Here is a 22487-nt window from a genome sequence, read left to right as displayed (position 1 = left end):
TTTTCTCCCCCTTATTTCATCATTGGAATGTTAACGCCTTTTTCTTTCGCAGTTTCCACTGCTAAATCATATCCTGCATCAACGTGACGAACAACACCCATACCAGGGTCAGAAGTTAATACGCGCTCAATACGTTTTGCTGCTGCTTCTGTTCCATCTGCAACAATAACCATTCCAGCGTGAAGTGAATAACCCATACCAACGCCGCCACCGTGGTGAACAGATACCCAACTCGCACCGTTTACACTATTAATTAATGCATTTAAAATTGGCCAGTCTGCTACTGCATCACTACCGTCTTTCATCGCTTCTGTTTCACGGTTTGGAGATGCTACTGAACCGCAATCTAAATGGTCACGACCAATAACGATCGGTGCTGATAATTCACCATTTGCCACCATTTCATTAATGATGCGGCCAAACTTCGCACGCTCACCGTAACCTAGCCAACAAATACGTGATGGAAGCCCTTGGAACTCCACTTGTTGACGCGCCATACGAATCCAGTTACATAAATGCTCATTGTCAGCGAATTCTCGTAAAATTACTTCATCTGTTTTATAAATATCTTCTGGATCACCAGAAAGAGCTACCCAGCGGAATGGTCCTTTTCCTTCACAGAATAATGGACGAATAAATGCTGGAACAAATCCTGGGAAATCGAAAGCATTTTTCAAACCTTCATCGAAAGCAACTTGGCGAATGTTATTTCCATAATCAAATGTAATTGCGCCTTTTTCTTGCATCGCAAGCATTGCTTCTACGTGCTTTGTCATACTTTCTTTTGATAATTGTACGTAACGTTCTGGGTCTTCTTCACGAAGTTTCGCTGCCTCTTCTAACGTATAACCTACTGGAATATAACCGTTTAATGGATCATGAGCAGATGTTTGGTCCGTAACTAAGTCAGGGATAATATTACGATTTACTAACTCAGGTAAAATTTCTGCTGCATTACCTAATAATCCAATTGAAATAGGCTCTTTCTTCTCTTTATACTCGTTTGCAATAGCCAATGCTTCTTCTAATGATTCTGTATACTTATCACAATATCTCTTTTCAATACGACGATCGATGCTGCGCTTATCTACATCAATAGCAATGACAACACCGCCATTCATCGTTACAGCAAGAGGTTGTGCACCACCCATACCACCTAAACCAGCAGTAAGTGTTAATGTACCTTTTAATGAACCATCGAAATGTTGACGAGCTGCCTCACCAAATGTTTCATATGTTCCTTGTAGAATCCCTTGTGTTCCAATGTAAATCCAGCTACCAGCTGTCATTTGTCCGTACATCATAAGTCCTTTTTTCTCTAGTTCTCGGAAGTGATCCCAATTCGCCCATTTTGGTACTAAGTTTGAGTTCGCTAACAGAACGCGCGGTGCATCTTCATGTGATTTAAAAATGGCAACTGGTTTTCCTGATTGAACAAGTAACGTTTCATCGCTTTCTAACGTTTTTAATGAATCTACAATTGCATTGTAGCTTTCCCAGTTACGAGCTGCACGGCCAATTCCGCCATATACAACTAATTCTTCTGGTTTTTCAGCAACTTCAGGATCTAAATTGTTCATTAACATACGAAGTGCAGCTTCTTGCACCCACCCTTTCGTTTGTAACTCTGTACCTCTTGGCGCGCGAATTGTTTGTTGTACTTTTTCCATTTCAATCTCTCCCTTTTCTCATTTTATAGTGCTGCATTTACATCTAATCTTTCTTTTATCGAATAATTCGTTTTTAACCAATGCGCAATATTTTCAATATCCGTTGAGAATATACGGTCATTTGTAATAGAAGGTACTTGCTGACGACCTTGATGGTAGAAGCTCTTCGTCACTGTACTCATGTTTTCAATACCACGATATTCTGCTGCTTGCATTGCACAAATCATCTCAATTGAAAGAACACGTCTTGCATTTTGAATAATTTGATGTGCATGGCGTGAAGCAATTGTTCCCATACTTACATGATCTTCTTGGTTAGCTGACGACGGGATTGAATCTACACTCGCTGGATGTGCTAACGTTTTATTCTCAGAAACAAGTGATGCTGCTGCATACTGCATAATCATTGCACCAGACTGAAGTCCTGGTTCTGGACTTAAAAATGGAGGCAAATCATTTAATTGCGGATTTACTAAACGCTCAATACGACGCTCCGAAATATTTGCAAGTTCCGCCATTCCTACTTTTAAGAAGTCCATCGCAAACGCAATCGGTTGACCATGGAAATTCCCGCCCGAAATTACTTTTTCTCCGCCATCAAAGATTAGCGGATTATCCGTTGCTGCATTCATTTCAATTTCTAATTTTTCTTTCACATAATTCAAAACTTGCCAAGAAGCACCGTGTACTTGCGGGATACAGCGAAGTGAATAGGCATCCTGTACACGTAGTTCTCCTTGTTTTGTTGTTAACTTACTATCATGAAGAATGTCACGAATTCTGCTTGCTACATCTACTTGCTCTTTATAACCACGTGCTTTATGAACATTTTCATCAAATGCATCAATAATGCCTTGTAACCCTTCAATTGTCATCGAAGCAATTAGTTCAGCTTGATACGCCGTTGCTTCTGCCTCTATATAAGAAAGAACTCCTTGTGCTGTCATCGCCTGCGTACCATTAATTAACGCAAGACCTTCTTTCGCTTCAAGTTCAATTGGCTCAAGCCCTTCTTCTGTAAGAGCAACCATTGCATGAACGCGTTTCCCTTTATAGAACACTTCACCTTCGCCTAATAATACGAGAGCGAGATGAGATAAAGGTGCTAAATCTCCACTTGCACCAAGTGAACCTTGTTGCGGGACAACTGGGTGAATTTTACGATTTACAAACTCAAGAAGCATATTTACAACAAGCGGTCTAACACCAGATACTCCTTTAAGCATCGTGTTCGCTCGTAAAATTAACATACCGCGTGATACTTCTTCAGGGAATGGATCGCCTATACCGCATGCATGTGACTGAATTAAATTGTGTTGAAGTGCCTTTACATCATCTTTTTGAATAAGCACATCACTGAACTTTCCAAATCCAGTTGTAATACCATAAACGACTTTTCCGTCCTCGACAATTTTCTCAACAACTTCGCGGCACTCCGCCACCTTTTGCATACTAGTTGGACAGGCTGTTACACCTTCCCCTTCAAGTAACAATCTCTTCATTTCTTCAATTGTCAATGTGTGTCCTGTTAACGTAATCATTCTTTTTTTCCTCCTTAAAAAGGCAAAAGGGGACCTTATCTTTTTAAGACAGACTTCTGTCCTAAAAAAGTAAGGCCCCCTTCTAACTAATAGACTATGGGCAAATCATATGTGATTAATTCCTAAACCAATCGCCTCATGCTCAGATCCTTTTACAGGTGCACCAATCGTTCCATATAGCGCAACAGCAACCCATTCGCCTTCTTTTTTTCCGTCGTATGGTCTACCGCGCACAATCGCAAATCGAAGTCCTACTGTACGAAGAACGTCTGCTAGCTGAATTTGACCTCTCGTCACTCCGTACAATGCTTCCATAATTGCATGATAAAGTGCATGTGTTTCTCTGTAAACATCTGTTTCAATAACTTGGTTGCTCTTAGCCGCTGTTTCCATTGCTGCTACAACTTTTTGCGAATTCATCGAACCCACTTTCCCCGTACAATACTTCCAACCTTTTGGAATAGATAATACAGGGCTTTCATTCTCATCCGCAAGTGCCAACAACATGGCCATACGACCAATTCGATGTGTTCCTTGGAGAAGCATGTGACTCTCTCATTTCTTTTAATTATTTGAATATTTCTTAATTTAAGAATATATGAAAACGGTTAAATCGTCAATAGTTTAAACTCACATTCAAACATTTTTTTCATCTCCTCCATTTGTGTACACAAATGATTTACACAAATTTTTCAGACGTGCTATAGTCTCACTAACAGATGCAAAGGGGCGATATTTCAATGACGAAGCGAAAAGATATTCATTTTCGAATTGAAGAAAAATTACTTGAAAGGTTTGAATCTGCACTTCAATATGAAGGTTTAAAGAAAACCGACGTATTAACACATGCGATTCAGCAATTTTGCACGAAGGTGGAATGTGAAAAAATGAATGATGTAAAACGGCAATATAGCGTCAGTAACAATTTACAAACACGTATCGATACGCATAAACATTACGAAGAAAAACAAGTGAATTTAGATGAAATCGTTATTGAACATTTACAACTTCAAGGGGAAGAAAGCATATTAGAGGTTGGGTGCGCTAGTGGAAAATTCCTTTCCCTTTTACAAACAAATGGTCATAAAGGCCCATTAACCGGGTTGGATCAATCCGAAGCTATGCTTGCTCAAGCTGCTAAGACGAATAACTTAATAGAATGGAAACGAGGGGATGCTAATAAACTTCCTTTTGAAACAAATTGTTATGACCTAATAATTGCAAGACATATGTTATACCATGTGAAAGACGTTGAAACAACAATTCAAGGATTACATAAAGTAATTCGTCCCGGCGGCTCACTTTTAGCTACAACAAATTCTAACGATACACTACCTCGTATAATTGAAATGTGTAACCGCATGTTAGACGCATTTGATTTACCGAAAACAACATCATCAGTCACTCCATTTTGTTTAGAAAACGGTAAAGAGATATTACAATCCGTTTTTCCAACTGTTGAAGAAACAGTTATTCATAATGCGCTCGTTTTTCATCATGCTACCCCAATAGTAAACTATATTTCTAGCATGTTTCCATCGCTAAATATACCCGATAATATGTATCTTCAAGCCGAGATGAAAGAATGGCTAACAGAAGAAATCAACAAGGAATTATCTCTCCATAACGGTATATGGCGCGATCCAAAAACGTTAGTAATTTATCGGTGTAAAAAAGAAAAAAGCTAGCATTTGCTAGCTTTTACACGTTTTCTCGTAAAAGTTTCTCCATTACTACATTGCCTTTACCACAATAAAAATTTGTATTATGTTCGTCTGCCACTCCAAAATAAGAGGCAATCACTATTCCAAATGCTACAAATGCATGCCCCTGTGCTGTAATAATATTTGAATGTTTCACAACTTCTTCATACACAAAATTTTTTACTGGAAAACAATCGAATTTTTGATAATCTATAGTCGCAGTATAAGAAATCCCCTTAAATAAGCCTGCTTTTGCTAGCGCATACGGTCCAGCGCAAATTGCCGCCACTAATTTTTCTTGTTCATGAAATTGCCGAATGATTGAAAAAAGAGTTTTTGCATCTTTTAACTGTACTTCTTCTCCACCTGGAATAAGTATCCCCTCATACTCATCTACACGTACTTCACTTACTTCTATATGCGGCTGCACTTGCAACCCAGTTTCACTTATAACCAATTCCTTAGTTAAACCTACTGTAATGATGTCATATTTCTTTTTCAGCAATGCTGTAGCTACCGTTATTTCAAACTCCGCAAATGTTGGATATACGAATAAAAGTATTTTTTTCATAACGCTTTCTCCTTCAACCATCTCATAAAATATGCCTCTAATTCGTCCACTGTTAATCTATTCGTGTCCAAATAAGTTACAGGAAATTGTCTATACCAATCTTTTTCCGTTTCTACTAATTTAAATTGCTCATCAAATGTACTTCGTTTTCTTGTCCTATCGTTATTTTTTCTATCATATACATTCTTTTTCGTCACATCTAAATAAAAAATAGCATCTGAACGACATTCTCTTAATTTATATAATTCATCTTTCAATCCAGTTTCTATATCCCACTCTTTCCCTATAATCATTGGATAAAAAAGTGTATAAAATTCAATATCTTCAGGTCCACGATCAAAAATAACAACTGAATCTTTCACATTTTGAAACTCCTTTATTTTTACTTCGATAAACATTTTTTGATTTATGATAAACCCTTCTTTTGAATTCACATCCAAATTTAATTGCTTTCGCTTTTCTACAATTGGATAAGGATTTTCATATATAACCGAATATCCTCTCTCTTCTAATCTTTTAGCCAATGTTGTTTTTCCGCTTGCCATCGGCCCTTGCAGTGAAATTACGTATGCCATGCCTCTCATTCCCTTACACTTTAGTACACCTATAATATACAGAAATTTGAAAACTCTCAACATTATATATATCATCTTGTTTCTTATTCTTATCTAACTTATAATGAAAAATAGAGATTATGACGGACGCATCAATAATGTAAGCTTGGAAATCCAAGCTTACATTATTTTTTGCTTTCCCTTTTCTAATAAAAAGAGTATACTAGATTGGAACGTATGTTCTTAATAATTACATACAGTAAGGAGATAGAACAATGGTATACGACACAAAAGCAATTTCTTGGAATGAATCTTTAAAACAACTTCAACGCCGCTATACAAACAAACAAGTTGACCGAAAAGAATTTGAGGATATTGAACTGATGGAATTCTTCCGCGATAACGACTACATTTCTTTACCTACACATATAAGCGGCCTATCAAAAACACGTTTTACTTCTTACTCTATTTTCACAACTGAAGATAAAGATCGTAAAGTTGGCACACTTATTATTGAGTATGTTGAAGACGATAATAATAATTTATGTGTTGAACAACTATACTTCGTTTAAACTATAACGCTTGGTCATTTTGACCAAGCGTTCTTGCTTTCTATTAATCTCACTGTATATAATATGAATAAAAGAAAACCGTAATCATTAAGGGGGGATATGCTTGCTCGAAGGATGGTTCAGTTGGTTCATTGTATTATGGACGGTTATTTTATTAGGACTTATGTCTATCGGTGGATACTTTATGTTCAGAAAATTTTTAAAACGATTACCAAAAGAAGACGGCATGTCCATTTTGGATTGGGAAGAACACTACATAAATAAAACGAGACATTTATGGGCTGACGAACAAAAACAATTGTTAGAAGAGCTTGTAAGTCCTGTTCCAGAACTATTTCGCGATGTTGCAAAATCAAAAATCGCTGGCAAAATTGGGGAACTTGCATTACAAGAAAATGCCTCTCAAATTACACAAGACTTAATTATTAAAGGATATATCATTGCCACACCAAAGCGTGATCATAAATTTTTAATTAAAAAACTACAAGAAAAAAAGATTGATTATTCTAACTATCAATCTTTACTCGCAAAGTAACTTCATATTATTTTCGATAAAAAAGACAGCGCCTTTGACGCTGTCTTTTTATTTGGTACATATACAGTTTTTAAGTTAGCTTCATATCTTTTTCATTATAAAAACCATCTTCTTTTTCCATTTCCTTCTGTAATTTCGTAAAGGAACGATACATTGCAATTCTCCATGACACAATCATCGCAAACGCAAGTAAGAAGAACATGCCACTAAGTTGTCCTAAATCAAGAGATTGGCTTAAGTATGTTTTAAATACAATCCGCACTACAAGTAATCCAATTAATATAAAAACAAAGGCTTTTGAACGCTTCAAATAAATCTCTTGTCCTCTAATTTCAAATTTAGATGTTTTAATAAGAAAAATAGAGAAAATCAAACCGACACCAATTGCTTCTAACATTTCTGCTGGAGTTAATCGAAATTCAGGAAAAACATACATCAATGCGCCCGTACTCATAAAAAATGGTGGAAGTATAATTTTTTTCAATGTTGCAGGTTTCTTAGCTGCTTTTAAACGAATAAACATCGCACCGACAGCCATACAAACAGCAACGATACTGGATAAAACAACTATGTTCATATTTTCTCATCCTTTTTTGTGGCTATATGCAAAATATACTTTCATTATATGCTTTTCCGTTAGTATTTCCAACATTTTCGCAGAATAATACTAAAAACCGGTAAAACCACCAAATAAACTTGAGAAATATACGATAATTTTCGTCATCCAGTTAAAGTATAAGAAGACACCCATAACAATCATAATATATCCTCCGATTTTCATGAAGGCCATACTATTTCTTTTAATCCAAGACATTTTCGTAATAAAGAATGACAGTACGAAAAACGGGATAGCAAATCCAAGTATGTAAGCAATCATGTAAATCATTGCAGATTCTGGGTTTGTTGCTGCTAATCCAATTACGGACACTAGAATTGGTCCGGTACATGGCGTCCATCCTGCTGCAAAGGCTAATCCAATTAGTACTGATCCAAAATAGCCACTTGGACGATTTTTAAATGTAAATTTACGGTCTTGCATTAAAAATTTCGGCTTAAACACCCCGACAATAATTAAGCCGAACACGATGATAAAGATACCACCTAACTGTCTGATTAAATCTTTATAGTCAGTAAAGATTCCTCCAATAAAACTTGTACCAAATCCAATTGCAATAAATATAATTGAAAATCCAAGTAAGAAAAACGCTGTATGTATCATACTTCTTTTGCGAAGCATTGCATTTTCTTCTTTCAATTCAGAAACCGACATACCTGTTATGTACGATAAAAATGCCGGATAAAGCGGTAAGCAACATGGGGAAATAAATGATAAGAACCCGGCGCCAAACGCTAAAAAAATACTAATATCTTGCATCATTCCACTCCTCTCCCTAAATATTGTAACAAAAACACATAAAAATACTATGAACAATTCGTGAAATCACTTTTACAACGTGGCAATAAGAAAAACCACACTTCCCCACAGTTTCTAATAAAACGTTTTCATTTCCTTCTATTATATAGAAAAAACTCAAATGGATTATAAAACTCCTTTAATTGTTATTAACATAACAAAGGTAACATAGTTTCTCAAATAATTAGCACGCTACTAGTACGCCTATTTACATATTGGTTTAAAAAATATTTTTTTCAAATGCTGTCTCTATACAATGCAAAGTTGATTTTATAATACTTCTACTATTAATAATTTCAAGATTATGCATAAATATCATACTTTTATTATTATTCTATAAAATGTCATACTTTTCTTTCATTTGACCCTTTATTTCTAATTTTGTATACTTCCCTCTAGTTATATATTTTCGATACGGAACAACTTCATATAGATGGGAGGAATTTTTCATGCTTCGTTATTCTCTTTTAGTTTTATTAGGAGCGTGTAGTTATGGAATTTTAGCTATTTTTGTTAAGCTTGCATATGCAGAAGGATTTTCACTTGGAGAAGTAATTGGCAGCCAATATTTGTTCGGTTGGATTATTTTGCTTGCTATTACACTTCTATTTTCTAGACATCGCGTTCCTTTAAAGCAAGCATTACTTTTATTCGTTGCAGGAACATCTGCAAGTTTTACCGGAATTTTTTATTATGCTTCATTAAAAACTGTACCAGCTTCTATTGCAATTATTCTTTTATTCCAATTCGTTTGGGTCGGAATTATCATTGAAGCAGTCGCAACAAAAACATTACCTTCAAGAGAAAAAGTTATTTCTGTTATTTTCTTACTTGTAGGGACATTTTTATCCAGTGGTTTACTAGAACAATCAGCAGGTGCTTTCGATACGACTGGAATCATTTTAGGTTTATTATCTGCTGTTACATTCGCAACATACATTTTCGTGAGCGGAAAAGTTGCTGTTGAAGTACCTTCATTACCGCGCGGTGTTCTCTTAATGACTGGTGCTTTAACTTTAGTCATGATTGTATTTCCACCAACATTTATTTTTAATGGTGCCATTTCTCAAGGTCTTTGGAAATACGGTTTAGGATTAGGAACATTTAGTATCGTAATTCCATCTATTGCCTTTACAATCGGAATTCCAAAAATCGGTTCTGGCTTAGCGACTATTCTTGGTGCAGCGGAACTACCGGTTACAACAATTATGTCAGTATTCGTTTTAAAAGAGGCTGTACTATCTTCACAATGGTTCGGTGTATCACTTATTTTAATCGGGATTGCAATCCCGCAAATTGCATACGCAATGCGTGGACGCGGACGTTATCGTAAACATCATACGCATAAAAAAATAGCAGCATGAACGAGAGAGGATTTTCATTTGAAAATCCTCTCTTTTATTGTTGTATACTTATAGTAAAGATTTTGCTGAAGAAAGAAGGCATACTACATGGTATCTATTTCAAATCAACTAAAAGAAAAACTTATTTCCATCCGTCGACATTTACATGAGTATCCAGAACTATCATATGAAGAGTTCGAAACAACAAAAGCAATAAAAAATTGGTTAGAAGAAAAAAACATTACTATCATTGATTCCAATTTAGAAACAGGAATTATCGCTGAAGTGTCTGGTAATAAAAACGGACCAATTGTAGCAGTTCGTGCTGATATTGATGCCCTTCCTATTCAAGAAGAAACACATTTGTCCTATGCATCTAAAGTACCAGGGAAAATGCATGCTTGTGGACACGATTTTCATACAGCTGCTATTTTAGGTACTGCTTTCTTATTAAAAGAAAGAGAATCTTCCCTAAATGGAACGGTTCGCTTCATATTCCAACCAGCTGAAGAAAGTAGTAATGGCGCTTGCAAAGTTATTAATGCTGGACATTTACGTAATGTGCAAGCGATTTTCGGCATGCATAATAAACCTGATTTATCAGTAGGTACAATTGGCATTAAAGATGGTCCACTGATGGCCGGAGTTGATCGATTTGAAATTGAAATTCACGGAGTTGGTACACACGCGGCTGTACCAGATGCTGGCGTAGATCCTATTGTCGCATCCTCTCAAATTGTGATGGCACTGCAAACAATTGTAAGCCGAAATATAAGTTCATCTCATAATGCAGTTGTTAGTGTTACAAATATTCATGCGGGAAATACGTGGAACGTGATTCCTGCAAAAGCTACGTTAGAAGGAACTATTCGCACGTTCCAAGCTGAAACACGTGAAAAGATCCCAGCACTCATGGAGCGTATTATTAAAGGTGTATCTGATGCATTAGGTGTAAAAACGGAATTTCGTTTTTATTCAGGTCCTCCTGCTGTTCACAACGATAAAGCTCTTACAGACTTATCTACTCACGTTGCCACAAAGATGAATCTTAATATCATCTCGCCTAGTCCGTCAATGGCTGGAGAAGATTTTTCATTTTACCAACAGGAAATACCAGGTTCATTCGTCTTTATGGGAACGAGCGGTACACATGAATGGCATCATCCTGCTTTTACAATTAATGAAGAGGCACTGCCTATAAGTGCCGAATACTTTGCTTTACTAGCCGAAAGAGCACTTAAACAATTCTCATAAAAAAAGCCGTTCAAAGTGCATCTCAGCACCCTGAACGGCTTTTCTTATTAAGTTAAATCACGTTTTAAAAACACAGTATATGAAATACATAAAAATACGAACAAATAAAGTAGTAACATACATGATGCAAACGGGAATGTTACTCCATCAATAAAACTTCCATTCTTTGAAATACTATATAAATCTGTGTTTGCTGGCAATAAATATTTCGCCCAGTTATATCTAGTGGCTGCTAATAACGCAATATTGCCTGATAAAGCAAGGAATAGTGAAATACCAATTGCACCTCCACTAGATCTCGTTAACACAGAAATCATAAATGCAAACGATGCATACACAACCGTTGGTAACCACGATAAAACATAATATTTACTTGCTTCCACAAAAATATTTTGTTTTATTATATTTCCATCTTGGAAAATAAACTCACTCCATGCAGGCTGTTGGAATTTATAAATAACAAGTCCACATAAAGCGGAGAAAATCATATTAAATATAAACAATAAAGCTGCAAATATAACGATTGCTAAAAACTTTGCTGTTAAAATTTTAAATCGACTCGCCGGACGGATTGTTAAAAATTTATATGTTCCCCAGCTATATTCATTCGCAAAAATTGTACTTGCATACACGAGGATAAATGGGAGCAAAATTGGAAATACGATAAAACCTGTATCTCTCATGAAAGAAAGTGGAGAACTGCTTGCCGGTGCTGTATCCGTATCTAAATGCTTCATCTTAAGCTGGTATTCTTTTACAAGCTCATCCCCTGATTTTTCTGCTAAAATAGCTTCTTTTTTCATGCCAAGCTTTTTCTCAATTTCTACAGTACGTTCTGTATAATCTACTTTCCATCCTTTTGTTTCCGGTTCAAAATACTTTACCGTAACCCACCCTAATCCGATTATTAATACTGCAATAACCGCAAATGGAATAATCGTTCGCTTCCGCTTAAATATTTTATACAGTTCGTTATATACTAAATTAAACAATATCTTTTCCCCCTGTTAATTCTAAAAATTGCTCTTCTAACGTTTTTCTTTCTTCATATACACGATACACTTGAATGTTTTTCTCAAGCAATGTACGAATAACATTTGGGATTTCTTCATCTTTTACGTTAATAATTAATTCATTATCTTTTACTAAAACATCATGCCCTAACATTTCCGCTGCTTTATTCGCATCATCTACACGTATACGGATCGTCTCCATCTCTTCACTTTGACTATGCTGAATGTTTTGCGTAGCCACATATTCCCCGTGCTGAATAATGATAACTCTGTCACACATTAATTCAACTTCTGAAAGTAAGTGACTCGATACAAGTACAGCTTTTCCTTGTTCATGTGCAATTTTTTTTATGTACATTCTCATTTCATGTATTCCACTAGGGTCTAATCCATTCGTCGGTTCATCTAGTACCAACACATCCGGATCGTGAATAAGCGCCTGAGCGATTCCTAAACGTTGTCTCATGCCAAGTGAATATGCTTTTACTTTACGATTAATTACTTGTCCCATTCCTAACAATTTCACTACTTCATCGATACGTTCTTCGGTCACATTACCATTCATTCGTCCGAAATATGTTAAATTTTCATACCCGCTCAAAAAAGGATAAAATTCGGGTGTCTCAATTACCGCCCCAATTTTCGCAGCGGTTTTTTCAAATTGCTGTTTCACAGATTGACCATCAATCCATACTTCACCTTCTGTCATACGGATCATACCAACCATCATTCTCATTAAAGTCGTTTTTCCAGCACCGTTTGGTCCGAGTAAACCGACAACCTCGCCTTTTTTCACTTCAAAACTAATATTTTGTACAAGTGTCTTTGAGCCAATTCGCTTCGTTAACCGATCGACTTTTACAATTGATTGTTCATTTGTCATTCTATACAACCTTTCCTTCCCATTCTTTGTCAGGTCTTTTCACTGTAACATGATTATTTTTATGTGTAAAATGAACACTCCCCCACTTAGCAAAGCTTGAAGTGGGGGTTTCTAACGTTTCGACCTAACGGACGATTAACGTCAGAGGAGTTAACACATTAGCGAGCTGTTTCACGCCTAACCCCTCTATCCCATTTGTCCATGCATTTGGGATTACTTTTCGTAAAATGTTAGCCGCAGCATTTACATCAGCATTAATTAAAGTTTTATTTGCTGAACGATATATGCCGCGCTCTATTCGTTTTCCTGAAAAAGTTGTATTTTGGTCATTTTCTCCATACGTTGGAATGAAGTCGTTATCCAGAAAACTTGCTTTCGATGTATATGATTCTTCAGTTACAACAACTTGAATGCCTACAGCATTTGCTTTGTATGTAATCATTTGAATCAGTAAATTGTGCGGGATATGACAAAACGATTGGTTATTTCTTTTTCCCATATTCGTTTCTTGTTTCCAACTTTTGTTTTGACCAATAACGATTTTACAAACTTCTTCTTCTTGAGCTAGTTTTACGATATGGTGACTAACTTTATGGAAGACGTCTTTTATTTTCAAGTAACGTTTTTGATGAAGTTTTTCTATCCTTTTAGAAGTAAAAGGTCCTTCATTCGTTTGTTTTCCATTTCTAAGAATGCTTGTAAAATGACTCTTCATTTTGTTGTAATATTGATTTATGCTTTTGACATGTTTGCCCTTAACAAGGACAGGTTTCATACCTGTGTTTGTTACGATGGTTGCAAGGTTATCAATCCCTAAATCAATACTCATATAACGAGCATTCTCTTCAATCATTTGTTGTTCAGAAGGAACATCAATTACCAATTCCACTACATATTCATTGTATTTTGGAATCACACGAACTTGTTTCAGTTTACCTTCAGTGAAACCTAGTTTCCCAATATTTAATTGTAATTTCGTCTTTGGAAACTTTAAAAATCTACCGTTTTTAATGATACAATCTTGGTTTGTATACAGAATCTCTTTTTCAGAAGAACGAATATACTTTGGAATCCTAGGCGTTCCAGCATATTTGTTTGGATTCTTTTTATAGTCTTTTAAACTAGCAAAAAAAGATTTCCAATTTTGGAACAAACCCTTCATGATTGACTGGCTACATTGCGTAGGCAAAGCTCGATAATCATTTTGAATCATAGCCTTAAATAGTGCATCTAGAAAGTTGTAATCTACATAAGGTTTTTCAAAATTAGGTTCTGAAAACAAATTACATGTAATCTCTTTCTGTTCTTCTTTAGGCTTTAATTTCTCTTTTTTCAATTTCTTCCGATAGGCAAGAAGTTGTGTGTCATTCATCTTATCAATATTTTTATGAATATTATCCAGAACTTCTTTTTGCAAAGGCTGCAACTCTTTTTCTTGTGTTAATCCAGTGTACACCTGGCGTATATAAAAGTTTGTGGTGTTATACATATTCTTAGCGTTATGACAACATTCTTGAAAATAAGAATACATACGATGCCCTTTTTTAATCCAAATTTGAAGAGTTTTATAGTTTGATGGATTTTCCTTTGTCATTTTATTCACCTCCTTGTTAAGGATATTATAGCAAAAAAGAACGTACGTTTCTGTTTTTCTTGAAAATAAAATATTTCTTTCGATTCACCTCACCACCTTCATTTACGTTTAGAGGTGGGAGTCCTCTCAAAAGGCATTTCAAGAAAAAGGCATGATTTCTCATGCCTTTTTCTTGAAATGCAACGAATTTTTATCTTGTAAACTTTGAACAAATCGAAAACATTGCACCATCGATAATAGAAGGATAACAATCATAATTATACTCACTACTACTATTGCATATATTGTAATTGGCGCACTATTTACTCCTTGTATCCCTGCGATTTTCATAAAGATAACCGTAAATAATTTTAAAAATAGCATCCCATTAATTAATCCGAAAACAAATGCTGCTCCATAAATGAATAATTGCTCCTGAAATAATAAACATAGCACTTCTTTTCTTTTCATATTTTCTGCTACATAAGATGTAAACTCCTCTCTCCTCACATGCAAAAGGGAGTACATCATTTGATATGTAGTAAAAATACATATGAAAATTAGTACAATAAACAGCGTGTAAAAATACATTTGAAATACAAATGTATCCCCTACTTTCCAAATGGCTCCTTCATTAAATTGTAACGATATCATAAAAAACAAAATCATAGTACTCATAGCAATCCAAATAAATTGCTTCATCCTTTTGGTAGCAAATGTTCTAATATTTTTTCTCGCTAGCCGACATAAAGACATAAAATTCTTCCCCTACCTTATTACATACGCATTCTATACTACTAGTGTATAAAAATATGACATTTTAAACATCGCACTACAATCGGAATTTCTTCTAAGTCTTTAGTCCTAGAAAACGAAATGATAAAAAAATCACATTTAGAATATAATTGTAAAAAGGAGGAGATTGCATGCGTATAAAATTACTATCAATCTTGTCTTTATTATTACTCACAAGTTGTAGCCCACTAAAAAACAATGAAGTTGCCATTGTTGAGCCATACAAATTAACAAAAGAGCAAGCTTCTATTTTACAAATGACTCCTTTTCAAGAAGGAAATAGCATGTTTTATAACATTACGCTTAAAAATGATAAAGATGAAATAAATGCTACAATTGATTATTATAACAATGGTAAAAAAACAAAAGAAATTGCTTACATTGCTACCTCACATTTTCTAGAAAAGAAAATAAAACTCTCTTTCATATCGCCATACCCCTACTTTAATGAAGATGTACCAGAAAAAGGGCAATGGTATATTAATATTAATGGTGGTGCAACACTTGTTCCTGAAGAAGCGCCACCAATCGTAAATAGCTCTGCAACTACTACAATCCAATCTATAAAAAATTTAAAATACAATCAAAAAACGATTTTAGCTGCTGTAATCCAAACCAGTAAAGAAACTGTAATCGTTCCTATCATTGATGAAGAAACAGGCATTGATCTACTCTTAAAAGAAAATGAACACGTTTATCTATTTAGTATCGAGCTAAAAAAAGAACAATAAAGCGGAAATGCAACTTAAGTTGCATTTCCGCTTTATTGTTTAATAAGGTGTACTTTTATGAATCTGAATTAAATCCATTTTCTGTTACTACTATTACTCATCTTCTACTTCTATTCTTTTCTTCTCTCTTGCAATTTTTAAAAACTCTAGTAGCTCTGGATTACTATTCATTTTTTTGTAAGCCACTGACATTTCTGCAACAAAATTAGAATCATATAACTCTTTATATACAACTTCTGTTTTATATAACTTATTTGCCGACACGGGTATTACTGTAATTCCAATTCCTGCTGCTACAAGCCCCATAACTGTTTGATACTCTGTTGCTTCTTGTACAATACGCGGACTAAATCCAACTTCTCTGCAAAGAGATAAAATTGTATCATATAAAGCTGGCCATACTGGTCTCGTAATAAATACAAACGGCTCATCTCGTAAATCTTCTATATGTATTTCATCTTTCTCTGCAAGCGGATGTGCCTTTGGTAAACATAAGGTGCAAGATAACCTTTGAATTGGCTCTAATTCTAATAATTGTGTTGGAATTGGCGGACGTAAAAAGCCAATATCAATACGGTTATCATGAAGTGCATGAACTTGATCTGGTGTTGACAATTCATGTAATGCAACAGACACTCTCGGAAATTTCTTTCTATATTCCCTAACAATTGATGGTAAAATATCGTATATCGCTGCACCTACAAAACCAATTGAAAGTGATCCCACTTCTCCCCTTTGCGCACTTTGTGCAACTTCTACTGCTTTTTCAATTTGTTCAAACGCTTTTTTTACTTCTTTTAAAAACATTTCTCCTGCTTCTGTTAGTTCAACCTTTCTTTTCGTTCTTGAAAATAATGTAACTCCCATTTCTTTTTCTAATTGCTGTATTTGTTGACTAAGTGGTGGCTGTGTCATTTGTAAACGAGCAGCCGCCCGTCCAAAGTGTAACTCTTCTGCCACAACAACAAAATATTGCAAATGCCGTAATTCCATTTTTGGACACCCTTTTCACTTTCGATTAATATGTCTAATATATTAATAACATATAATTTATATATTAGACAAATATTTTGAATGAACGTATAGTAGAAATTGTTAATTCTTTTTTACAATTTTTATGTAAAAAAAGAAAGAGGTGGTTACTGTATGAAATGGTGGAAGTTAAGCGGACAAATTTTGTTACTATTTTGTTTCGCTTGGACAGGTGAATGGATTGCAAAACAGGCACACCTCCCAGTTCCAGGAAGTATAATCGGTATTTTTTTATTATTAATTTCATTAAAATTTAACCTAGTTAAAAAAGAATGGATACAGGACGGAGCAGATTTTTTATTAAAAGAACTTATTTTATTTTTCATCCCTTCTGCAGTCGCTGTCATACGTTACAGAGATACACTAACACAATATGGAATCGATCTCATTTTAATTATTATGATTAGCACTCTTTGCGTTACCTTAGTTACAGGACTTTTAACAGAATTGCTACTAAAGCGGAAAGGATCAACGCAATGATCGGATTTCTTTGTTTACTATTAACACTATTCACATATTGGATATCAAAAAAAATGTATCAACGCTGGAATTGGAGTCTACTTTCTCCTCTTCTCGTCTGTCCCATTATTTTAATTGCTTTATTGCTCGGATTAGATACACCTTATGAAACATATGAATCTGGTGGTCACTGGTTAACTGAATTATTAAAACCCGCAACAGTTGCTTTTGCATGGCCAATCTATAAATACTTTGATTTATTAAAGAAACATGGAATGGCTATCTTACTTAATGTCATTGTCGGTTCGTTTTTATCAGTCATTACTTCAGCACTACTAGCAAATTATTTTCAAATTGATTCATCACTAGAACATAGTTTAGCGCCACATATCGTAACAACACCAATCGCAATGGCTATTTCAGAAATGATTGGTGGTATGTCACAATTAACTGCTGTATTTGTCGTTTTAACTGCCTTAACAGGAGCATTGCTCGGTCCTTCTCTCATACGTATTTGCCGTATTAAAACAGCAATCGCAAAAGGTATTATGTTAGGAACGAGCGCAAATGGAACCGGTACATCAAAAGCATTCGAAATCGGTCCTGTGGAAGGAACAATTGCAAGTTTATCCATGCTTTTAACAGCAGGCGCTAGTTTGGTTATCGTTCCGCTTTTCTTGTCTTGGATACATTAAAGAAGCAAGTATTTACATACTTGCTTCTTTATTTATATATTGGCACAGCAATTCATAATCCTCTGGAAAAGCTAAACACAATTGTTCAACTTCATATATCCCTTTCCAAGCAATTTCATGTATTAACTCATCAGGATCTTGGATTTTCATATTACCGCCTATTTGTTTAACAAAATAATAATGGACATACACTGGAATTCCGTATGTAATACCCTCTTTTTCATATATTTTATTTACAACTTCCACATTGTAACCCGTTTCTTCCCAAACTTCCCTGATACAACATTCTTCTAGTGTCTCTCCCTTTTCAAGTCCTCCACTTGGGACAGACCACCTTTTTTCTTCTCCCTCTTTGCCCTGCAATACCATTAAAACTTCATTTTTTTCATTTACACATACCGCTGCACTACCTATCCATCTCTCCATAAACATCCCTCCCCTACTAAAATTCGCCTTCTTTATTATTTTCCCCTTGAAAAAAAGAGGAAAATAATAAAACAACGACGAAAAGTTACATCAACTTCATAGACAATCCCTTCTTAGAAATTAAAACTGGAAGGATGAAAATATGATTTCTAATTATGTTGTGGAATGTGTCTTTTGTGAAGAAAATCGAAAACCTCGCCAAGCTATTGTCACAGTTCCCGCCACTACTCAGCTACTAGCCCTTGAAAAAGTGCGCGCGGAATGCAAACGTCGCTTCGGAAAAACTGTATTATTGCAAACAGAAATTAAAGAAGAAATAATTTTCGAACAAAAAGAAAGCTGACCATAAATTGGTCAGCTTTCATATCCGATCATATTTTCACATGAAGATTAGGGGCATCCTCTTTAAGGATCGGGATTTTCCCATTATGTACGTTCCATAATGGTCATCGAACAATATATTTCTATGCAATTAACTATTGAATAGAATAGGGCAAAACTTGTTCGCATTTTTAGAAAAGGGATAGGGATATAATTCAAGTAGTACTTCGAATACTCGAACTTTACACTCATAATATTAAAACAAATCCTTTTATATGGGAAATATGAATTACCTATATAATTCATTCGTAAAATATATTAATAGTTTGCTATATTAATTTTATCCCGCTATTTGTAGGCAGTAACCCCCTGCTGATTATAATTTCACTTTATTCCATCAATAGCATACATCCAGCTAAAACCGGTGTCATAATCATCGAAAACCTCAAAAGCGTTCGCGGTGCATAATTTGTAAACTTCGCACCAATGTATGCCCCTAACATGGTCCCAATCAATACTTGCAATAACAATATATAATCTAAATATCCTTCCGAACTATATCCTAGCCCGCCTCCAATTGCAATCGGTAATATAACAAGCATTGTTGTCCCTACAGATTGCTGAATCGTAAGTCCCAATAGAACCATTAATCCAAGTTGAATAAACGGTGCAGAACCAATCCCAAATGAACCAGCCATCATTCCAGTAACTAATCCAAGGCATACACATTTCAACAAGTATTTCACGGAAAACTCTTTATGTTTATATAAAGACGACTGTTCTTTTTTTTGGAACATAATTAATTTAATAAACATAAAAATTGCCGATAAAAATAACATCCCAGCTGTAAACCAATGAAGAAGATGTGCTGGTATAAGTGAACCAAATTTAGAACCAATATAAGAGCCAATTGCGCCAAATCCCCCAACAATCCCACCTATAATAAGTGCAACATTGCCTTCACGGTAATGACTTACAACACCTGATAATGTCGTAAATGCCATTGCAGTTAAAGATGTTGCAAGAGCAACATGAATAGGAATTTGGAATACCAAAGTGAGTATCGCGATAATAAATCCAGCTCCTCCAGCTCCAACAAATCCTAATAAAATACCCATTACTAACATTGTTATAATAATTGCCACAGACTTTCCCTCCAGTAACACAATTATCCATCATATTTATCCTTACATACAAATAAAAAGCATCCTAGACGGATGCTTTTTATTTCAATGATATGTACTTAATCTTGATTAATCAAAATAACTGCTGGACCAGCGACCACCACTCCAGCTACTTCTATCTTTTCAAATTCCTTTACTGTAATAGAGATAACTCCTTCTCTTTCCATCAATTCTTTACTCAGGACATCAGTCGGGATTGCTTTCACCGTCTTACCTCCTTTTCATTTATACAATATGATAAAATGAAACTTTAATCAGTGGGGGTTTTTTCCGTACTTATTAATTATTACCCCTCACCAATCGGACTAATAATCACCCAATGCATCTATATATATGCATCACCTCCGCTTTCATTCCTTATTCCACTCAAAAACCTTCTCCCCCTTCCGTGACATATTGAAAAATAAAAAAGAAGCTATAACATATAGCTTCCCTCTACATTTCTTTAATCTTTATGCACCGTATATTCCATGACTTTTCCATCTCTATCAAATTGGAAAACAAGCTGTTCGCTATCTATTGGAATAAAGCCACGTTCAGTCCCAAGATAATACAAAGTGATAACTCCTTCTTCCCCACTTCTCGTGTCCGTTGAAGCGCCTAACAATTGTGTAATTTCTTCATTTGATTTCCCTATTAATTTATATTTTTGTAATAGATCATCTACCATATGTATCCGTTTCTCTGCATGATTTAACCATCTATTTTGATTAAACTTTGACGTATATTCATTTACACTTAGTTGTACAGTGCATACTATTAATGGTATGAGTGCTACTATTAAAACCCCAGACATTTGCTTCTTTTCTTCATTACGATTTTTAGAAGCATATAAAATAACCCTTTGAACCATGACTAATAAAACAAATGGTATGAATACTACAAAAATGCTCCTTACACTTAAGGGCATATGGATCATATCGATGACGAATATAAATAGAATGTACATTACTATATACAAACAAAAATAGACATACAAAATGCCACGTAGCATAGCGCTCAGAAAGATCCCCCCTTTTAACTCACTATATAATTCATCCTGCTAATCATTTCTCGAATCTGTTCTAATTCTTGCACTGTATATACTATTTTCCCTGCTAAGATTTCATTTCTGAAGAACGTTACAATTTGCTCCCGATCTTTTAATCTAGGTGTTTCCTCACTAGAAAGATCTATTATTTCTTTTCCATTTTCATTATAAAAATATACAACTGGTTTTACCTTTTCTTTTATACTATTAGTCTGCATTTCTTTCAAACAATTGTATAAAATTTGAGATAGTTTCTTCGCCTTATATACTGGATTCCCTTCATTTTTCACTTGTATAGTTGACGAATCTTTACCTACTATATATTCAAATGTCTCTTCTTTTTCAACTTCTTGTTGATACTTACCCATTTCATCAATCATAAATGAATATATACCAGCATTTTCTTTCGTTAAACCATGAACTAATTTCTCTTCCCATTCTTTCGTCTCAAGTAGATAAATACCAGTTTTGCACAAGATGAGATGATGGATTCGATTATCGTTTATTTCACTATTATTTTTAATAAAAACATTCGGCATGATTTGAATTTCAGCATCTAATATGATGCCTTGCTCTATGAATCCTCGCTTCATATAATGTAATGTTTCGTACGTATTCATTTCAGCGCCGTTTTTAGTATATTCTCGTAAATTTGCAATTAATTTTTGAAACATATGTATTTCATTATTATGTTTATTTTGTATTTCACTACGTTCTTTACTATGCTGCACAGCTAATTGATTTTTCATCATACGCATATTTTCAATTTCTCTATTTGCACTTACTTGTAAATCATTGTATTTTTTCTGTTCCATATTTTTCAAATTATTTTGTTGTTCTGTATGCTCTATCACCGTAGCTGCAATTTCATTTTTATACGTTTCAATCGCTTGTTTCTTTTCAAATTCTACTTGCTGACTCTCTGATTCTAACTGTTTATTTTTATAAAACAGCACAAATACTACAGCTAATAATATTAAAACCGCACCTATTAGCACATAATTCATATTTTTACCCCTTTATTTCATTTTCGATTATTTTTTATAAATATATCTACTATAGTATACTATGGTTTCGATACAGACTTTGTAAAAGTTGTATATTTTTAATAAAAGGCACCTCTGACGGGGCACCTTTTATTTTCACTCTATTGTACACCATACTGAATATAACTTGGATCGTAGTATA

General features: G+C 34.7%; 27 protein-coding genes. 9 read left to right on the top strand and 18 right to left on the bottom strand.

Annotated elements, in window-relative coordinates; translation table 11 throughout:
* Positions 1–11: 11 nt before the first annotated feature.
* The 3 genes from hutU to hutP all read right to left on the bottom strand — a co-directional run bounded on the left by hutU (position 12) and on the right by hutP (position 3757).
* Positions 12–1670 carry a urocanate hydratase gene (hutU, locus tag MR160_RS13880; RefSeq protein ID WP_000416938.1) on the bottom strand — a complete coding sequence of 553 codons (1659 nt, stop codon included), beginning with the start codon at positions 1668–1670 and terminating at the stop codon, positions 12–14.
* Positions 1671–1693: 23 nt separating this feature from the next.
* A complete protein-coding gene (gene hutH / locus MR160_RS13875) occupies positions 1694–3211 on the bottom strand; it encodes a histidine ammonia-lyase (RefSeq protein ID WP_000631844.1) in 1518 nt (505 codons plus the stop codon).
* 105 nt (positions 3212–3316) lie between these two features.
* A complete protein-coding gene (hutP, locus tag MR160_RS13870; protein ID WP_000926515.1) occupies positions 3317–3757 on the bottom strand; it encodes a hut operon transcriptional regulator HutP in 441 nt (146 codons plus the stop codon).
* Between the two features lie 194 nt (positions 3758–3951).
* On the opposite strand from hutP, the gene MR160_RS13865 reads away from it, so the two are divergent.
* Positions 3952–4899, top strand: coding sequence for a class I SAM-dependent methyltransferase (locus tag MR160_RS13865; RefSeq protein ID WP_000166776.1), 948 nt, complete (start codon positions 3952–3954; stop codon positions 4897–4899).
* Positions 4900–4912: 13 nt separating this feature from the next.
* Here the strand turns inward: MR160_RS13865 and MR160_RS13860 are convergent, their stop codons facing one another.
* The gene (locus tag MR160_RS13860; RefSeq protein ID WP_000722190.1) at positions 4913–5485 is read right to left on the bottom strand and encodes a DJ-1/PfpI family protein; all 573 of its coding nucleotides are present in this window, start codon (positions 5483–5485) and stop codon (positions 4913–4915) included.
* Entirely contained in the window at positions 5482–6060 is a 579-nt protein-coding gene (locus tag MR160_RS13855) for an AAA family ATPase (protein ID WP_000332115.1), read from the bottom strand. The genes MR160_RS13860 and MR160_RS13855 overlap by 4 nt, the downstream gene beginning before the upstream one ends.
* Positions 6061–6314: 254 nt before the next feature.
* On the opposite strand from MR160_RS13855, the gene MR160_RS13850 reads away from it, so the two are divergent.
* Together MR160_RS13850 and MR160_RS13845 are read left to right on the top strand one after the other, a co-directional pair.
* Positions 6315–6611 (top strand): hypothetical protein, encoded by a 297-nt coding sequence (locus MR160_RS13850; protein ID WP_000262400.1) that lies wholly within the window; start codon positions 6315–6317, stop codon positions 6609–6611.
* A gap of 103 nt (positions 6612–6714) precedes the next feature.
* Positions 6715–7146, top strand: coding sequence for a DUF2621 domain-containing protein (locus MR160_RS13845; RefSeq protein WP_000889371.1), 432 nt, complete (start codon positions 6715–6717; stop codon positions 7144–7146).
* Positions 7147–7216: 70 nt separating this feature from the next.
* On the opposite strand, the gene MR160_RS13840 is transcribed toward MR160_RS13845, so the two are convergent.
* From MR160_RS13840 to MR160_RS35125, 3 genes are all read right to left on the bottom strand, one after another.
* Positions 7217–7723: a CcdC family protein gene (locus MR160_RS13840; protein ID WP_001028640.1), complete on the bottom strand. Its 507-nt coding sequence runs from the start codon at positions 7721–7723 to the stop codon at positions 7217–7219.
* Between the two features lie 90 nt (positions 7724–7813).
* Entirely contained in the window at positions 7814–8521 is a 708-nt protein-coding gene (gene ccdA, locus MR160_RS13835; protein ID WP_001152674.1) for a cytochrome c-type biogenesis protein CcdA, read from the bottom strand.
* Between the two features lie 16 nt (positions 8522–8537).
* Positions 8538–8687: a peptidase T gene (locus MR160_RS35125; RefSeq protein WP_074790237.1), complete on the bottom strand. Its 150-nt coding sequence runs from the start codon at positions 8685–8687 to the stop codon at positions 8538–8540.
* A gap of 322 nt (positions 8688–9009) precedes the next feature.
* Between MR160_RS35125 and MR160_RS13830 the strand changes: the two genes are divergently transcribed.
* Complete coding sequence (locus tag MR160_RS13830; protein WP_000947042.1) at positions 9010–9924, top strand: EamA family transporter; 915 nt, start codon at positions 9010–9012, stop codon at positions 9922–9924.
* A gap of 87 nt (positions 9925–10011) precedes the next feature.
* On the top strand, positions 10012–11157 hold the full coding sequence (locus MR160_RS13825) for a M20 peptidase aminoacylase family protein (RefSeq protein ID WP_000253664.1): 1146 nt from the start codon (positions 10012–10014) through the stop codon (positions 11155–11157).
* A gap of 47 nt (positions 11158–11204) precedes the next feature.
* Here MR160_RS13825 and MR160_RS13820 read toward each other — a convergent pair whose 3' ends face one another.
* The 4 genes from MR160_RS13820 to MR160_RS13805 form a co-directional block, all read right to left on the bottom strand.
* On the bottom strand, positions 11205–12149 hold the full coding sequence (locus tag MR160_RS13820; protein ID WP_000482759.1) for an ABC transporter permease: 945 nt from the start codon (positions 12147–12149) through the stop codon (positions 11205–11207).
* The gene (locus tag MR160_RS13815; protein WP_000180626.1) at positions 12142–13053 is read right to left on the bottom strand and encodes an ABC transporter ATP-binding protein; all 912 of its coding nucleotides are present in this window, start codon (positions 13051–13053) and stop codon (positions 12142–12144) included. Before MR160_RS13815 ends, MR160_RS13820 begins: the two co-directional genes overlap by 8 nt.
* A gap of 124 nt (positions 13054–13177) precedes the next feature.
* Positions 13178–14647, bottom strand: coding sequence for an RNA-guided endonuclease InsQ/TnpB family protein (locus tag MR160_RS13810; protein WP_000159710.1), 1470 nt, complete (start codon positions 14645–14647; stop codon positions 13178–13180).
* Between the two features lie 159 nt (positions 14648–14806).
* On the bottom strand, positions 14807–15382 hold the full coding sequence (locus tag MR160_RS13805; RefSeq protein ID WP_000050614.1) for an FtsX-like permease family protein: 576 nt from the start codon (positions 15380–15382) through the stop codon (positions 14807–14809).
* A gap of 170 nt (positions 15383–15552) precedes the next feature.
* On the opposite strand from MR160_RS13805, the gene MR160_RS13800 reads away from it, so the two are divergent.
* A complete protein-coding gene (locus MR160_RS13800; RefSeq protein ID WP_001220622.1) occupies positions 15553–16152 on the top strand; it encodes a hypothetical protein in 600 nt (199 codons plus the stop codon).
* Between the two features lie 93 nt (positions 16153–16245).
* Here MR160_RS13800 and alsR read toward each other — a convergent pair whose 3' ends face one another.
* The gene (gene alsR / locus MR160_RS13795; RefSeq protein WP_000423234.1) at positions 16246–17145 is read right to left on the bottom strand and encodes an acetoin biosynthesis transcriptional regulator AlsR; all 900 of its coding nucleotides are present in this window, start codon (positions 17143–17145) and stop codon (positions 16246–16248) included.
* 153 nt (positions 17146–17298) lie between these two features.
* On the opposite strand from alsR, the gene MR160_RS13790 reads away from it, so the two are divergent.
* The gene (locus MR160_RS13790) at positions 17299–17664 is read left to right on the top strand and encodes a CidA/LrgA family holin-like protein (RefSeq protein ID WP_000872365.1); all 366 of its coding nucleotides are present in this window, start codon (positions 17299–17301) and stop codon (positions 17662–17664) included.
* Positions 17661–18338: an LrgB family protein gene (locus tag MR160_RS13785; RefSeq protein WP_000578954.1), complete on the top strand. Its 678-nt coding sequence runs from the start codon at positions 17661–17663 to the stop codon at positions 18336–18338. The genes MR160_RS13790 and MR160_RS13785 overlap by 4 nt, the downstream gene beginning before the upstream one ends.
* 12 nt (positions 18339–18350) lie before the next feature.
* Here the strand turns inward: MR160_RS13785 and MR160_RS13780 are convergent, their stop codons facing one another.
* A complete protein-coding gene (locus tag MR160_RS13780) occupies positions 18351–18764 on the bottom strand; it encodes an NUDIX hydrolase (protein WP_000442974.1) in 414 nt (137 codons plus the stop codon).
* A 142-nt stretch (positions 18765–18906) separates the two neighbouring features.
* On the opposite strand from MR160_RS13780, the gene MR160_RS13775 reads away from it, so the two are divergent.
* Positions 18907–19107: a DUF3903 domain-containing protein gene (locus tag MR160_RS13775; RefSeq protein WP_000625226.1), complete on the top strand. Its 201-nt coding sequence runs from the start codon at positions 18907–18909 to the stop codon at positions 19105–19107.
* Between the two features lie 367 nt (positions 19108–19474).
* On the opposite strand, the gene MR160_RS13770 is transcribed toward MR160_RS13775, so the two are convergent.
* From MR160_RS13770 to MR160_RS13755, 4 genes are all read right to left on the bottom strand, one after another.
* Entirely contained in the window at positions 19475–20230 is a 756-nt protein-coding gene (locus tag MR160_RS13770; protein ID WP_000974664.1) for a sulfite exporter TauE/SafE family protein, read from the bottom strand.
* A 98-nt stretch (positions 20231–20328) separates the two neighbouring features.
* The gene (locus MR160_RS13765; RefSeq protein ID WP_000644411.1) at positions 20329–20475 is read right to left on the bottom strand and encodes a BC1881 family protein; all 147 of its coding nucleotides are present in this window, start codon (positions 20473–20475) and stop codon (positions 20329–20331) included.
* A 239-nt stretch (positions 20476–20714) separates the two neighbouring features.
* Positions 20715–21263: a hypothetical protein gene (locus MR160_RS13760; protein ID WP_000943748.1), complete on the bottom strand. Its 549-nt coding sequence runs from the start codon at positions 21261–21263 to the stop codon at positions 20715–20717.
* 23 nt (positions 21264–21286) lie between these two features.
* Positions 21287–22306: an NERD domain-containing protein gene (locus MR160_RS13755; RefSeq protein ID WP_001110282.1), complete on the bottom strand. Its 1020-nt coding sequence runs from the start codon at positions 22304–22306 to the stop codon at positions 21287–21289.
* Positions 22307–22487: the final 181 nt, after the last annotated feature.

The organism is Bacillus cereus group sp. BfR-BA-01382, assembly GCF_022663475.1.
In the GTDB taxonomy this organism is placed as follows: domain Bacteria; phylum Bacillota; class Bacilli; order Bacillales; family Bacillaceae_G; genus Bacillus_A; species Bacillus_A thuringiensis_S.
Note: the sequence above shows the minus strand (reverse complement) of the source record. Positions and strands in the feature narration are given on the sequence as shown.

Bases quoted from the DNA above. Each gene is read 5' to 3' on its own strand.
- hutU (WP_000416938.1), bottom strand. From the start codon at position 1,670: ATGGAAAAAGTACAACAAACAATTCGCGCGCCAAGAGGTACAGAGTTA.
- hutH (WP_000631844.1), bottom strand. From the start codon at position 3,211: ATGATTACGTTAACAGGACACACATTGACAATTGAAGAAATGAAGAGA.
- hutP (WP_000926515.1), bottom strand. From the start codon at position 3,757: ATGCTTCTCCAAGGAACACATCGAATTGGTCGTATGGCCATGTTGTTG.
- MR160_RS13865 (WP_000166776.1), top strand. From the start codon at position 3,952: ATGACGAAGCGAAAAGATATTCATTTTCGAATTGAAGAAAAATTACTT.
- MR160_RS13860 (WP_000722190.1), bottom strand. From the start codon at position 5,485: ATGAAAAAAATACTTTTATTCGTATATCCAACATTTGCGGAGTTTGAA.
- MR160_RS13855 (WP_000332115.1), bottom strand. From the start codon at position 6,060: ATGGCATACGTAATTTCACTGCAAGGGCCGATGGCAAGCGGAAAAACA.
- MR160_RS13850 (WP_000262400.1), top strand. From the start codon at position 6,315: ATGGTATACGACACAAAAGCAATTTCTTGGAATGAATCTTTAAAACAA.
- MR160_RS13840 (WP_001028640.1), bottom strand. From the start codon at position 7,723: ATGAACATAGTTGTTTTATCCAGTATCGTTGCTGTTTGTATGGCTGTC.
- ccdA (WP_001152674.1), bottom strand. From the start codon at position 8,521: ATGCAAGATATTAGTATTTTTTTAGCGTTTGGCGCCGGGTTCTTATCA.
- MR160_RS13830 (WP_000947042.1), top strand. From the start codon at position 9,010: ATGCTTCGTTATTCTCTTTTAGTTTTATTAGGAGCGTGTAGTTATGGA.
- MR160_RS13825 (WP_000253664.1), top strand. From the start codon at position 10,012: ATGGTATCTATTTCAAATCAACTAAAAGAAAAACTTATTTCCATCCGT.
- MR160_RS13815 (WP_000180626.1), bottom strand. From the start codon at position 13,053: ATGACAAATGAACAATCAATTGTAAAAGTCGATCGGTTAACGAAGCGA.
- MR160_RS13810 (WP_000159710.1), bottom strand. From the start codon at position 14,647: ATGACAAAGGAAAATCCATCAAACTATAAAACTCTTCAAATTTGGATT.
- MR160_RS13805 (WP_000050614.1), bottom strand. From the start codon at position 15,382: ATGTCTTTATGTCGGCTAGCGAGAAAAAATATTAGAACATTTGCTACC.
- MR160_RS13800 (WP_001220622.1), top strand. From the start codon at position 15,553: ATGCGTATAAAATTACTATCAATCTTGTCTTTATTATTACTCACAAGT.
- alsR (WP_000423234.1), bottom strand. From the start codon at position 17,145: ATGGAATTACGGCATTTGCAATATTTTGTTGTTGTGGCAGAAGAGTTA.
- MR160_RS13790 (WP_000872365.1), top strand. From the start codon at position 17,299: ATGAAATGGTGGAAGTTAAGCGGACAAATTTTGTTACTATTTTGTTTC.
- MR160_RS13785 (WP_000578954.1), top strand. From the start codon at position 17,661: ATGATCGGATTTCTTTGTTTACTATTAACACTATTCACATATTGGATA.
- MR160_RS13780 (WP_000442974.1), bottom strand. From the start codon at position 18,764: ATGGAGAGATGGATAGGTAGTGCAGCGGTATGTGTAAATGAAAAAAAT.
- MR160_RS13775 (WP_000625226.1), top strand. From the start codon at position 18,907: ATGATTTCTAATTATGTTGTGGAATGTGTCTTTTGTGAAGAAAATCGA.
- MR160_RS13760 (WP_000943748.1), bottom strand. From the start codon at position 21,263: ATGCTACGTGGCATTTTGTATGTCTATTTTTGTTTGTATATAGTAATG.
- MR160_RS13755 (WP_001110282.1), bottom strand. From the start codon at position 22,306: ATGAATTATGTGCTAATAGGTGCGGTTTTAATATTATTAGCTGTAGTA.